Source organism: Enterobacter chuandaensis, from assembly GCF_039718975.1.
In the GTDB taxonomy this organism is placed as follows: Bacteria; Pseudomonadota; Gammaproteobacteria; order Enterobacterales; family Enterobacteriaceae; genus Enterobacter; species Enterobacter chuandaensis.
This window is the reverse complement of sequence record NZ_CP097173.1, coordinates 3143911-3156330: the sequence shown is the minus strand read 5'-3', so window position 1 is coordinate 3156330 and position 12420 is coordinate 3143911. Positions and strand designations below refer to the sequence as shown.

The 12420-nt window shown below is 58.7% G+C and carries 11 protein-coding genes; 7 read left to right on the top strand and 4 right to left on the bottom strand.

Going from position 1 to position 12420, the window contains the following annotated elements:
• Nucleotides 1-92: 92 nt before the first annotated feature.
• Both MX657_RS15315 and dld read right to left on the bottom strand, forming a co-directional pair.
• Nucleotides 93-647 carry a GNAT family N-acetyltransferase gene (locus tag MX657_RS15315; protein WP_119915498.1) on the bottom strand — a complete coding sequence of 185 codons (555 nt, stop codon included), beginning with the start codon at nucleotides 645-647 and terminating at the stop codon, nucleotides 93-95.
• A gap of 112 nt (nucleotides 648-759) precedes the next feature.
• On the bottom strand, nucleotides 760-2508 hold the full coding sequence (gene dld / locus MX657_RS15310; RefSeq protein ID WP_346806105.1) for a D-lactate dehydrogenase: 1749 nt from the start codon (nucleotides 2506-2508) through the stop codon (nucleotides 760-762).
• Nucleotides 2509-2697: 189 nt separating this feature from the next.
• Here dld and bglX point away from each other — a divergent pair, with 189 nt between their 5' ends.
• The 5 genes from bglX (at nucleotide 2698) to MX657_RS15285 (ending at nucleotide 8893) form a co-directional block, all read left to right on the top strand.
• Nucleotides 2698-4995: a beta-glucosidase BglX gene (gene bglX / locus MX657_RS15305; RefSeq protein ID WP_252002036.1), complete on the top strand. Its 2298-nt coding sequence runs from the start codon at nucleotides 2698-2700 to the stop codon at nucleotides 4993-4995.
• A 146-nt stretch (nucleotides 4996-5141) separates the two neighbouring features.
• Nucleotides 5142-6059 carry a glycine betaine ABC transporter substrate-binding protein OsmF gene (gene osmF / locus MX657_RS15300; protein ID WP_080328627.1) on the top strand — a complete coding sequence of 306 codons (918 nt, stop codon included), beginning with the start codon at nucleotides 5142-5144 and terminating at the stop codon, nucleotides 6057-6059.
• A gap of 12 nt (nucleotides 6060-6071) precedes the next feature.
• Nucleotides 6072-7229, top strand: a complete 1158-nt coding sequence (locus MX657_RS15295; protein WP_346806104.1) for an ABC transporter permease — start codon at nucleotides 6072-6074, stop codon at nucleotides 7227-7229.
• On the top strand, nucleotides 7222-8172 hold the full coding sequence (locus MX657_RS15290; RefSeq protein WP_346806103.1) for an ABC transporter ATP-binding protein: 951 nt from the start codon (nucleotides 7222-7224) through the stop codon (nucleotides 8170-8172). The genes MX657_RS15295 and MX657_RS15290 overlap by 8 nt, the downstream gene beginning before the upstream one ends.
• Nucleotides 8156-8893 (top strand): ABC transporter permease, encoded by a 738-nt coding sequence (locus MX657_RS15285; RefSeq protein ID WP_080328630.1) that lies wholly within the window; start codon nucleotides 8156-8158, stop codon nucleotides 8891-8893. The genes MX657_RS15290 and MX657_RS15285 overlap by 17 nt, the downstream gene beginning before the upstream one ends.
• Here MX657_RS15285 and MX657_RS15280 read toward each other — a convergent pair.
• Together MX657_RS15280 and mlrA are read right to left on the bottom strand one after the other, a co-directional pair.
• The gene (locus MX657_RS15280; protein WP_008500895.1) at nucleotides 8868-8981 is read right to left on the bottom strand and encodes a protein YohO; all 114 of its coding nucleotides are present in this window, start codon (nucleotides 8979-8981) and stop codon (nucleotides 8868-8870) included. The genes MX657_RS15285 and MX657_RS15280 overlap by 26 nt on opposite strands.
• Before the next feature lie 69 nt (nucleotides 8982-9050).
• Complete coding sequence (gene mlrA, locus MX657_RS15275) at nucleotides 9051-9791, bottom strand: HTH-type transcriptional regulator MlrA (RefSeq protein WP_217479013.1); 741 nt, start codon at nucleotides 9789-9791, stop codon at nucleotides 9051-9053.
• Nucleotides 9792-10008: 217 nt separating this feature from the next.
• Here mlrA and MX657_RS15270 point away from each other — a divergent pair, with 217 nt between their 5' ends.
• A complete protein-coding gene (locus MX657_RS15270; RefSeq protein ID WP_119915505.1) occupies nucleotides 10009-11694 on the top strand; it encodes a sensor histidine kinase in 1686 nt (561 codons plus the stop codon).
• Nucleotides 11688-12407 (top strand): two-component system response regulator BtsR, encoded by a 720-nt coding sequence (gene btsR / locus MX657_RS15265; RefSeq protein WP_024908144.1) that lies wholly within the window; start codon nucleotides 11688-11690, stop codon nucleotides 12405-12407. Before MX657_RS15270 ends, btsR begins: the two co-directional genes overlap by 7 nt.
• The last annotated feature ends 13 nt before the right edge of the window (nucleotides 12408-12420 follow it).

Here is a 12420-nt window from a genome sequence, read left to right as displayed (position 1 = left end):
TCCCCTCTGCGCGTTGGTGCCCTCACCCCGACCCTCTCCCACGGGAGAGGGAGAAAACACTAAAAACGGTAACCCAGGTTACCGTTTTACGTTTATTCCGGCAGCGTCCAGTCACCGTCGTTGAGCGGGCGTTGCATTATCAACGTATCCCGCCAGTCGCCTTTCTTATACCCAACGCTTCGCAATTGACCCACGACATCAAAACCGTGCTTTTTATGTAAGCGCAGCGAACCCGAGTTGTTATTCCCGTCACCCACAACGGCGATCATCTGCCGCCACGGGCCCTGCTCGCAGCGTGCGATCAGCGCGCTTAGCAACGTTGAGCCAAATCCACGGCCCGTGGTGCTGGCATCCACATAGATTGATTCTTCGAGCGTGTAGCGATAAGCCTGTCGCGGACGATACGGGGTGGCATAGCAATAGCCCACGACGATACCGCGATACAGCGCGACCAGCCACGGCAAACCGCCGTCGGTAACGTTTTTCAGACGCTTACGCATTTCGTCTACGGTAGGGGGAACTTCTTCGAATGACGCGCGGCCATGAAGCACATGCCAGGCATAGATGGCGGCGATGGCATGCACATCATCGGGAAGGGCGTCGCGCACTTCCAGCTCGGTTTCGGATAAAACATCAACAGCCGACATGATGTGTCTGCTCCTCATCGTAACATGCCGGAGAAACGTTTCTCCGGCGACAGGTCGCTACTCTATTACGATTAAGGCGCGCTAAACAATCTCTCAAATTTGGCTGTAGGGTTTAATCAGACGTTTGCGTTATGGGCTGCTCCGCGTCTGCGCTCTCTTTCCAGTATTTCTTCCGCGTTGTTTTGCCGATGCCGGGGTTCATGCTGTTTGTAGGGTCATTCTCGCGATAAAACTGCTTAAGTGCCTCAGGAGCTTTATAAAGATGTCCGACGTTGTGTTCCGCAGGATATTGTGCGCCACGCTCGCGCAGCAGGGCGAGCATCTGCTCCTTCAGCTCGTGCGCATCAACGCCTTTTTTGGCGATGTAGTCCTGATGGAAGACATAGCACATAAAGTGACCGTAATAGAGCTTATGCACCAGCTTGCTGTCGATCTCCGGCGGCAGATGCTCAAACCATTCGGTATCGTTGCGTCGCAGGGCGATATCCAGCGCCAGGATATCCTCCACCTCTTCGGAATGTACCGCCTGGTAACGGATAGCGGCGCCCGCCGCGGCGAAGCGGTGCAGGAACGCTTTGCTGCCTTCTTCCGGCGTGCAGGCAAAGAAATCGCCTTCGGCGGTTTTGAAGAACCCGGTAAGCCAGCTCTGCGCTTCGGCAATCCCGTCCCCGGCCATTTTCAGCAGCAGGTGATGTTCGTACTTATCGCGCCAGGTTTTCATTCGCTCCGGCAGGTGCGCCGGGAAAACGTTGCCCAGCTTCTGCATAAAGCGGTCGGTAAAGTGGGGCTTGAACAGCGACACCTTATCGAGCATTGCATCCGTGCGCCCCTTCATGGTGAAGAAGAACGGCATTTTGTCGGTGCCGAGCTTGTCGATCATCAGGAAGGTATCTTTCCCGTAGCGCTCGGCGATGTCGTAAATATCCCGGTGCATATACTCGCCCGCCACCGGCAGGTGGGTGAATTCGCCCAGAATATGGCGACGAATTTCGGTCAAAACCTCAGGCTGATTGGTGCCGATGTAAAATACCTGCTGTTTTTTTTCTGCCGGGAAGGTGTCGAGGCGCACGGCAAACACGGCCAGCTTGCCCGCGCAGCCAGAGGATTCAAACAGGCGGTCCGGGTCGGCGTTATAGCGCGCCGGGGTGTCAGCGTCGATATCCCGCACGCGGGTGACGTAATCGTGATCGTGCGCGTGACGCCCATCGTGCTGAACGTCTTCGTCCCTCACGCGATCGTCATCGAGCTTGCTGAGGATCTGTTCCGGCGTGACGCCGAGATCGATACCCAGGTGGTTCACCAGCGTCAGCTTGCCGTTTTCGTCGATGCGGGCAAACAGCGACATCTCTGTGTAGGCCGGGCCGCGCTGTACCAGCGAGCCGCCGGAGTTATTGCAGATCCCACCGACCACTGAGGCGCCAATGCAGGAGGAGCCGATCACCGAGTGCGGCTCGCGGCCCAGCGGCTTCAGCGCTTTTTCCAGCGAGTAGAGCGTGGTGCCCGGGAACGCAAGCACCTGCTCGCCTTTGTCCAGCAGGTGCAGCTTGTCGAGACGCAGGGTGCTGATAATCACGATGTCGCGATCGTAATCGTTGCCGTTTGGCGTGGAGCCTTCGGTCAGGCCGGTGTTGGCGGCCTGCATTAAAATAATCTTGTCGGCGGCGACGCAGGCGCTCAGCACGCGCCACAGCTCCAGCAGCGTGCCGGGGAACACCACCGCCAGCGCCTCGCCCTGACCGGAGCGGAAGCCCTTACGGTAGCGGGCGGTTTTGGCCGGGTCGGTAAGCAGGTGAGAGGAGCCAACCAGGCGCGACAGTTCGTTAATAAAAGTATTGTTATCGTCAGTTCGAACAGAAGTCATCTTCCACTCCTTGTGGTGGGGCAAATTTCTCGCTGTAAAGCATAGCGCGATTAACTGTTCAGCGGTCGGGTATTCATGAGAAAAATCAGAGAATAACCCTGCAACGTTCAGAGGGTTTGTGGCACACTGCGCTTTTCGCACGGTCTGGCCGGGTGCTTCCCACGGTTATTGATGAGAGAGAATAACAACATGAAATGGCTATGTTCTGTAGGTGTTGCCGTCAGCCTGGCGCTGCAACCTGCGCTGGCAGAGGATTTGTTTGGTAATCACCCGCTCACGCCTGAAGCCCGCGACGCATTTGTCACGGCGTTGCTCAAGAAAATGACGGTTGATGAGAAAATTGGCCAGCTGCGTCTTATCAGCGTCGGTCCGGATAACCCGAAAGAGGCCATCCGCGAGATGATCAAAGACGGGCAGGTCGGGGCCATCTTTAATACCGTTACCCGCCAGGATATCCGCAAAATGCAGGATCAGGTGATGGAACTTAGCCGCCTGAAAATCCCACTGTTCTTCGCCTATGACGTGGTGCACGGCCAGCGTACCGTCTTCCCGATTAGCCTCGGCTTAGCCTCCTCGTTTAACCTCGACGCGGTGAAAACCGTCGGACGCGTGTCCGCCTATGAAGCGGCGGATGACGGCCTGAACATGACCTGGGCGCCGATGGTTGACGTTTCGCGCGACCCGCGCTGGGGCCGCGCCTCGGAAGGCTTCGGTGAAGATACCTTTTTAACGGCCACGATGGGTAAAACCATGGTGGAAGCGATGCAGGGCAAAAGCCCGGCGGACCGCTACTCGGTGATGACCAGCGTCAAACACTTCGCGGCCTACGGCGCGGTGGAAGGCGGTAAAGAGTACAACACCGTCGACATGAGCCCGCAGCGCCTGTTCAACGATTACATGCCGCCGTACAAGGCTGGTCTGGACGCGGGCAGCGGCGCGGTGATGGTGGCGCTGAACTCGCTGAACGGTACGCCTGCGACCTCCGATTCCTGGCTGCTGAAAGACGTGCTGCGCGACCAGTGGGGCTTTAAGGGCATCACCGTTTCCGACCACGGCGCGATTAAAGAGCTGATCAAACACGGCACCGCCTCCGACCCGGAAGACGCGGTGCGCGTGGCGCTCAAGTCCGGCATCAACATGAGCATGAGCGACGAGTACTACAGCAAATACCTGCCGGGGCTGGTGAAGAGCGGCAAGGTAACGATGGCGGAGCTGGACGATGCCGCGCGCCACGTGCTGAACGTCAAATATGACATGGGTCTGTTTAACGATCCGTACAGCCACCTGGGGCCGAAAGATTCAGACCCGGCAGACACCAACGCCGAAAGCCGCCTGCACCGTAAAGAAGCGCGTGACGTGGCGCGCGAAAGCCTGGTGCTGCTGAAGAACCGCCTCGACACGCTGCCGCTGAAAAAATCCGGCACCATCGCCGTGGTGGGCCCGCTGGCCGACAGCAAGCGCGACGTGATGGGCAGCTGGTCTGCGGCAGGGGTGGCCGATCAGTCTGTGACCGTTCTGACCGGCATCAAGAGCGCCGTGGGTGAAAACGCCAAAGTGGTGTACGCCAAAGGGGCGAACGTCACCAACGATAAAGACATCGTCACCTTCCTCAATCAGTATGAGGAAGCGGTGAAGGTCGATCCACGCACGCCGAAGGAGATGATCGACGAAGCGGTCAACGCGGCGAAGCAGTCTGACGTCGTTGTTGCGGTCGTGGGTGAAGCGCAGGGGATGGCGCATGAAGCCTCCAGCCGTACCGACATCACCATTCCGCAGAGCCAGCGCGATATGATCGCCGCCCTGAAAGCGACCGGCAAGCCGCTGGTGCTGGTGCTGATGAACGGTCGTCCGCTGGCGCTGGTGAAAGAAGACCAGCAGGCTGACGCCATTCTGGAAACCTGGTTCGCCGGTACCGAAGGCGGTAACGCCATCGCCGACGTGCTGTTTGGTGATTACAACCCGTCGGGCAAGCTGCCGATGTCCTTCCCGCGCTCCGTCGGGCAGATCCCGGTCTACTACAGCCACCTGAACACCGGTCGTCCGTACAACGCCGACAAGCCGAACAAGTACACGTCTCGTTACTTCGACGAAGCTAACGGCCCGCTGTATCCGTTTGGTTACGGCCTGAGCTATACCACCTTCAAGGTGTCTGACGTGAAAATGTCGGCGCTGAGCCTGAAGCGTGACGGCAAAGTTACCGCCAGCGTGGAGGTGACCAACACTGGCAAGCGCGAAGGGGCAACGGTGATTCAGATGTACGTTCAGGATGTCACCGCCTCGATGAGCCGCCCTGTGAAGCAGCTGCGCGGCTTCGAGAAGGTCAACCTGAAGCCTGGCGAAACTCAAACCATCAGCTTCCCGATTGACGTGGACGCGCTGAAGTTCTGGAACCAGCAGATGAAATATGATGCGGAACCGGGCAAGTTTAACGTCTTTATCGGGGTAGATTCCGCCCGCGTGAATAAGGGTGAGTTCGAGCTGCTGTAACGTTTCCTTCCTTTGCATCCCCCGATTTCCGGGGGATGCGTCTTACCTTATGCTAAAAAGGCATTTTGCCGGGTAAATCCGTCGTTTTAAGCTACGCTTTTCTCTCAAGCCTCTGAAAAAGGCGATAAAAAAATGAGGACAGCGGAATGACGATTAAAACGGGGATGGCAGTTTCTGCGGCGCTACTCGCGGCGCTAAGCCTGCCGCTACAGGCGGCGGAGCCGGTAAAAGTGGGCTCGAAGATCGATACCGAAGGCGCGCTGCTCGGCAATATTATTTTGCAGGTGCTGGAAAGCCACGGCGTGAAAACCGTCAATAAAGTTCAGCTGGGCACCACGCCCGTCGTGCGTGGGGCGATTACCTCCGGCGAGCTGGATATCTATCCCGAATACACCGGCAACGGCGCGTTCTTCTTTAAAGAAGAGAACGATCCGGCATGGAAAAACGCCAAAGCTGGCTATGAAAAAGTCAAAAAACTCGACGCGGAACAGAACAAGCTGGTCTGGCTGACCCCGGCCCCGGCCAATAATACCTGGACTATCGCCGTGCGTAAGGATGTGGCGGAGAAAGGTAAGCTGACTACGCTTGCGGATCTCAGCCGCTATCTGAAAGAGAAGGGCGACTTCAAGCTTGCGGCGTCTGCTGAGTTTATCGAGCGCCCTGATGCGCTTCCGGCATTCGAAAAAGCGTACGATTTCAAACTCGACCAGGCGCAGCTGCTCTCGCTGGCGGGCGGGGATACGGCGGTCACCATCAAGGCGGCGGCGCAGCAAACCTCCGGCGTTAACGCGGCGATGGCCTACGGCACCGACGGCCCGGTCGCGGCGCTGGGCCTGCAAACCCTGACCGATCCTAAAGGCGTACAGCCGATTTACGCCCCGACCCCGGTCGTGCGTGAGGCAGTGCTGAAAGCCTATCCGGATATTGCGGAATGGCTCAAACCGGTCTTCGAAAAGCTGGATGAAAAAACGCTGCAACAGTTGAATGCCAGCATTGCCGTCGAGGGGCTGGATGCCAAAAAAGTGGCCGCCGACTTCCTGAAACAACAAGGGCTTGTGAAGTAACGGGAAAGGGCTGTGCCAATAAAATGTCATAACCGCGTACTGCTGCTGTTGGCCTGCGTGGCCATTGCGGCGGTCGCGTTACCGTTTGTGAACGTCGCGCCTAACCGCCTGATGTCGGGGGAAGGGCGCGCGCTGTGGCAAATCTGGCCGTTCATGCCGTGGTGGCTGGCGGCTGCGCTGGCCGCGTGGGTTGCACTGTCGCTCTGGCAAGGGCGCACGGCGCAGTGGCTGACGCTGCTGCTCTCGGAAGGGCTCTTCATCGTGCTGTTCTGGAGTGCGGGGCTGGCGGCAACGCACATGGCCTCGGCGGAAAGCCCGCTGGCGCGAACCACGATTGGCAGCGGCCTGTGGCTGTGGCTGGCGCTGTGCTTGCTGGCCAGCAGCGATGCGATTCGTCGTCTCATCGCCAGCTCTGTCTGGCGCTGGGTGCTCAATGCGCAGATATGGTGTATTCCATTGCTCCTGCTGTTCAGCGGCGAACTGAACAACCTCTCGCTGTTAAAAGAGTATGCCAACCGTCAGGAGGTGTTTGATGATGCGCTGGCGCAACATCTGACGATCCTTTTTGGCACGCTGATCCCGGCGCTGCTGATCGGGATACCTCTCGGTATGTGGTGTTATCGTCATCCTTCACGTCAGGGCGGTATTTTTGCCGTGCTCAACGTTATCCAGACCATTCCCTCCGTTGCGCTGTTTGGTCTGCTGATTGCCCCCCTGGCCGGGCTGGTGAAGTCGTTTCCCGCGCTGGGCTCGGTGGGTATCGCCGGAACGGGATTAACGCCCGCGCTGATTGCGCTGGTGCTGTACGCGCTGCTGCCGCTGGTGCGCGGCGTGGTCGCGGGGTTAAGCCAGGTCGCGCCGGATGTGCTGGAAAGCGCCCATGCGATGGGGATGAGCGCGCGACAGTGTTTCTGGAAGATACAACTTCCGCTGGCGCTGCCTCTGCTGCTGCGTAGCCTGCGGGTGGTGGCGGTCCAGACCGTCGGCATGGCGGTGATTGCGGCGTTGATTGGCGCGGGCGGCTTTGGCGCGCTGGTATTCCAGGGGCTGCTGAGCAGCGCCCTCGATCTGGTGTTGTTGGGCGTTGTTCCCACCATTGCGCTGGCGGTCGTCGTCGACGCGCTGTTTGCCTTATGGCTCGCGCTGCTCAGGAGAAGAGCCAATGATTGAATTTCACGATGTCAGTAAAACCTTTGCCGGCCGCCCGGCGGCGAGCCACCTGAACCTGAACTTTGCCGAGGGGGCGTTTTCCGTGCTGATTGGCACCTCGGGCTCGGGAAAATCCACCACCCTGAAGATGATCAACCGGCTGGTGGAGCATGACAGCGGGCTGATCCGCTTTGCCGGGGAAGAGATCCGCAGCCTGCCGGTGCTGGAGCTGCGCCGTCGGATGGGCTATGCCATTCAGTCTATCGGCCTGTTTCCGCACTGGACGGTGGCGCAGAACATCGCCACCGTGCCGCAGCTGGAGAAATGGTCGCGGGCTAAAATCGCTGACCGCGTTGATGAACTGATGTCTCTGCTGGGGCTGGAGCCCGCGCTGCGCGACCGCTATCCGCACCAGCTCTCCGGGGGGCAGCAGCAACGTGTGGGCGTGGCGCGCGCGCTGGCGGCTAACCCGCAGGTGCTGCTGATGGATGAACCTTTCGGCGCGCTGGATCCGGTTACGCGCGGGGCGCTGCAAACGGAGATGACCCGCATTCACCGCATTCTTGGTCGAACCATCGTCCTCGTGACGCACGATATTGATGAAGCCCTGCGCCTGGCCGACCATCTGGTGCTAATGGATCATGGCGAAGTGGTGCAGCAGGGTTCGCCGCTCGCGTTGCTGACGCGTCCGAAGAACGACTTTGTGCGCGAATTTTTTGGCCGCAGCGAGCTGGGTGTGAGGCTGCTCTCTCTGCGGACGGTCGGCGACTATATGCGCCGACAGGATACGTCGCTCGCCGGGGAGCCGCTCCAGGCGCAGATGAGCCTGCGGGATGCCCTCTCCGCGTTTGTCGCGCGGCAGTGTGAGGTACTGCCCGTTTCGGATGACCGGGGGACGCCGTGCGGGACCTTACATTTTCGCGATCTGCTGGCCGGGGAGGTGACGCGTGAAGGCACTGCGTGATCCGCTCCTCTGGCTGGTAGCGCTCTTTGTCGCCTTACTGTATCTGATGCCCCACAGCGCGGCGCTGTTTCATACCCTTTTTCCCGGGCTGCCGCGGCCAGTGTATCAGCAGGAGAGCTTTATCAATCTCGCCCTGGCGCATCTCTGGCTGGTGGCGCTCTCAAGCGTCATCGCGGTGGTGCTGGGGGTAGGGGCAGGCATCGCGGTCACGCGGCCTGCGGGCAAGGAGTTTCGTCCGCTGGTGGAGACGGTTGCGGCCATCGGGCAGACGTTTCCGCCTGTTGCGGTGCTGGCGATAGCGGTGCCGGTGATGGGGTTTGGTCAGCAGCCCGCGATTATTGCGCTGATTTTATACGGCGTATTGCCCGTTCTGCAGGGCACGCTGGCGGGTATTGCGGCGGTACCGGCGTCTGTTTTAAGCGTGGCAGAAGGGATGGGGATGAGTCGCTGGCAGCGGCTACGCAAAGTCGAGTTGCCGCTTGCGGCACCGGTTATTATTGCCGGGATCCGCACGTCGGTGATTATTAACATCGGGACGGCGACCATTGCGTCTACGGTCGGCGCCAGTACGCTGGGAACGCCGATCATCATCGGCTTAAGCGGGTTTAATACGGCTTATATCGTGCAGGGGGCGGTGCTGGTCGCGCTGGCGGCCATCGTCGTCGATCGCCTTTTTGAGCGGCTGGCGCTGTACCTCAGCCGACACCGCCACGAACAATAAACGAATATCCGGCCAGCATCACGCCGCCGATACCGCTCACGGCCATCAGGACAAAAAGGGTAATAATGGCCAGTTTGGTTGCCTTCATCATGTGCTCCTGTTGTTAACGGAACAATTATACGGTGAAGCGCAGCTGTTAATGAACCATTAAATGCCGTTATGGCTCATCGGGGCCAAGGGAGTAAACCGGATAACCATTTTCACGCCATTGCGTCAGCAGCTGTTGCTGCGTGGCGGTGGGCACTTCGCCACACCAGACCAGCAGGGTCTGACCGTCGAAAAATTCAGGCTTAAGCTGGGCCAGCGAGTGCGCCAGGACATCCACGCGCCAGCCTTTTTGGGTGGCAATCCACGCTTCCAGCCACAGGCGGGTGGTATCGTGCACGTTCCAGCCGACCACCAGCGCATCTTTTCCGGCTTTGTTCTTCGCCGAGGCAAGGCAGACGGCAATGTAGTTGATCAGCACGCCGTCGAGCATACTGAGCAGCGCCTGCAGGGTGGACTGCTGGCACTGCAGGCGTCGACGGAGCGGAATGAAAAGGTGGGTGATGAGCGATTGTGCCGGGTGATCGCGCCCCTGCTCTTTGATCCAGGCGCGCACGCGCTGCAGGTTACCGGCCTGTAGAAGCCGCAGCAGGGTTTCCTGCTGTTCACGCCAGAGGTGTTGCGTGTCGGCATCGTCGTGGCTCAGCAGGGACTTCACTTTGCCGACCTGCACCCCGTTGTCGATCCAGCTTTTGATTTCGCGGATCCGGTCGATATCGGCATCGTTGAACAGACGATGCCCGCCGTCCGTTCTCTGCGGTTTGAGCAATCCATACCGCCGCTGCCACGCCCGTAGGGTAACGGGATTGATATCACAAAGGAGTGCCACTTCACCGATTGTGTAAAGCGCCATATTTGCCCCCTGGCTTACGCGTCCCCAGCTTAACTGTAGACCCACTTTGCCGAACCAGGAAGAGCTGATTAATTTTTAAACAAATAATGCGAAGTCTGCGCGATGTGCAGAAAAAGGTGTGATAACGGACACGATTTTGCGCTTTTTTGGGGTGCTTCAAAGAAAGTTAACCAACATCCGTGTATGTTACGCGTTTTTAGCGTGTGCGGTTTTGAGTATGTACGAGTTTAATCTGGTGCTGCTGTTGCTTCAGCAGATGTGCGTGTTTCTTGTCATTGCCTGGCTGATGAGTAAAACGCGTCTTTTCATCCCGCTGATGCAAGTTACCGTACGCCTGCCGCACAAGCTGCTCTGCTACGTCACCTTCTCTATTTTTTGCATCATGGGGACCTACTTCGGCCTCCACATCGAAGACTCTATTGCCAATACGCGCGCCATCGGTGCGGTGATGGGCGGGCTGCTGGGTGGTCCGGTCGTCGGTGGCCTTGTAGGTTTAACCGGGGGGCTGCACCGCTATTCCATGGGCGGGATGACGGCGCTCAGCTGCATGATCTCGACTATCGTCGAAGGGCTTCTCGGCGGGCTGGTGCACAGCTACATGATCAAGCGCGGTCGCCCGGACAAGGTGTTTAGCCCGCTTACCGCCGGAGCCATTACTTTTGTGGCCGAAATGGCGCAGATGGCGATCATTCTGCTGATCGCCCGCCCGTTTGAGGATGCGCTGCACCTGGTCAGCAATATTGCCGCCCCGATGATGGTGACCAACACCGTCGGCGCGGCGCTGTTTATGCGTATTCTGCTCGACAAGCGCGCCATGTTTGAGAAGTACACCTCGGCCTTTTCCGCCACGGCGCTGAAGGTCGCCGCCTCGACCGAAGGGATCCTGCGCCAGGGGTTTAACGAAGAGAACAGCATGAAGGTGGCTCAGGTGCTGTATAAAGAGCTGGATATCGGTGCTGTGGCCATTACCGATCGCGAAAAGCTGCTGGCCTTTACCGGCACCGGGGACGATCACCATCTGCCAGGCAAACCGATCTCGTCGACCTACACGCTACGCGCCATTGAAACCGGCGAAGTGGTCTATGCCGACGGTAACGAAGTGCCATATCGCTGTTCGCTGCACCCGCAGTGCAAGCTGGGTTCCACGCTGGTGATTCCGCTGCGCGGGGAAAATCAGCGGGTGATGGGCACCATCAAACTGTATGAGGCGAAAAACCGTCTGTTTAGCTCTATCAACCGCACGCTGGGGGAGGGCATCGCCCAGCTGCTTTCTGCGCAGATTCTGGCGGGGCAATATGAGCGGCAGAAAGCGCTGCTGACGCAGTCTGAAATTAAGCTGCTGCACGCCCAGGTTAATCCGCATTTCCTGTTTAATGCGCTTAATACGTTGAAGGCGGTGATCCGCCGCGACAGCGATCAGGCCGCGCAGCTGGTGCAGTTTCTGTCGACCTTTTTCCGTAAAAACCTGAAACGGCCGTCAGAGATCGTGACTTTGGCCGACGAGATTGAGCACGTGAATGCCTATCTGCAGATTGAGCAGGCGCGTTTTCAGTCGCGCCTGCAGGTGTCGCTCTCCGTTCCGGATGAGCTGGCGTATCAGCATCTTCCGGCCTTTACCCTGCAGCCTATTGTGGAGAACGCCATCAAGCATGGTACTTCGCAGCTTCTGGGGACAGGGGAGATAACCATCGCCGCCAGCCGTTTTAACCATCATCTGGTGCTGGATATCGAAGATAACGCGGGGCTTTACCAGCCTTCCACCTCAGGCGGATTAGGCATGAGCCTGGTGGATAAACGCCTGCGCGCCCACTTTGGCGACGACTGTGGCATTACCGTCGCCTGCGAGCCTGACCGCTTTACCCGTATTACCGTTCGACTGCCGCTGGAGGAAAACGCATGTTAAGAGTGCTGATTGTGGATGACGAGCCGCTGGCACGGGAAAACCTGCGCGTTCTGCTGCAGGAGCAGCCTGATATTGAAATTGTGGGGGAGTGCGCTAACGCCATTGAGGCCATCGGTGCGGTGCACAAGCTGCGCCCGGACGTGCTGTTCCTCGACATTCAAATGCCGCGCATCAGCGGACTGGAGATGGTCGGCATGCTTGACCCGGAGCATCGCCCCTACATCGTGTTTCTGACGGCATTTGATGAATATGCCGTTAAGGCTTTTGAGGAGCACGCGTTTGATTATTTACTCAAGCCGATTGAAGAGAAGCGGCTGGAAAAAACGCTCACCCGTTTACGCCAGGAGCGAACCGTCCAGGACGTTACGTTGCTGCCGGAGAACCAGCAGCCGCTGAAGTTTATCCCCTGCACCGGGCACAGCCGGATCTATCTTCTGCAGATGGACGATGTAGCGTTTGTCAGCAGCCGCCTGAGCGGGGTGTTTGTCACCAGCGCGGAAGGGAACGAAGGGTTTACCGAACTGACCCTGCGCACGCTGGAGAGCCGCACGCCGCTGATTCGCTGCCACCGCCAGTATCTGGTGAACATGGCGCACCTGAAAGAGATCCGTCTGGAAGATAACGGCCAGGCCGAGCTGGTGCTGCGCGCCGGGCAAACCGTCCCGGTTAGCCGCCGCTACCTGAAGAGTTTGAAAGAGGCGATTGGCCTGTAAAACTGGTACACTG

Excerpts from the sequence above, each read along its gene's own strand:
- dld (WP_346806105.1), bottom strand. The coding sequence starts at position 2,508 with ATGACTTCTGTTCGAACTGACGATAACAATACTTTTATTAACGAACTG.
- mlrA (WP_217479013.1), bottom strand. The coding sequence starts at position 9,791 with ATGGCGCTTTACACAATCGGTGAAGTGGCACTCCTTTGTGATATCAAT.
- bglX (WP_252002036.1), top strand. The coding sequence starts at position 2,698 with ATGAAATGGCTATGTTCTGTAGGTGTTGCCGTCAGCCTGGCGCTGCAA.
- MX657_RS15290 (WP_346806103.1), top strand. The coding sequence starts at position 7,222 with ATGATTGAATTTCACGATGTCAGTAAAACCTTTGCCGGCCGCCCGGCG.
- btsR (WP_024908144.1), top strand. The coding sequence starts at position 11,688 with ATGTTAAGAGTGCTGATTGTGGATGACGAGCCGCTGGCACGGGAAAAC.
- osmF (WP_080328627.1), top strand. The coding sequence starts at position 5,142 with ATGACGATTAAAACGGGGATGGCAGTTTCTGCGGCGCTACTCGCGGCG.
- MX657_RS15280 (WP_008500895.1), bottom strand. The coding sequence starts at position 8,981 with ATGAAGGCAACCAAACTGGCCATTATTACCCTTTTTGTCCTGATGGCC.
- MX657_RS15270 (WP_119915505.1), top strand. The coding sequence starts at position 10,009 with ATGTACGAGTTTAATCTGGTGCTGCTGTTGCTTCAGCAGATGTGCGTG.
- MX657_RS15315 (WP_119915498.1), bottom strand. The coding sequence starts at position 647 with ATGTCGGCTGTTGATGTTTTATCCGAAACCGAGCTGGAAGTGCGCGAC.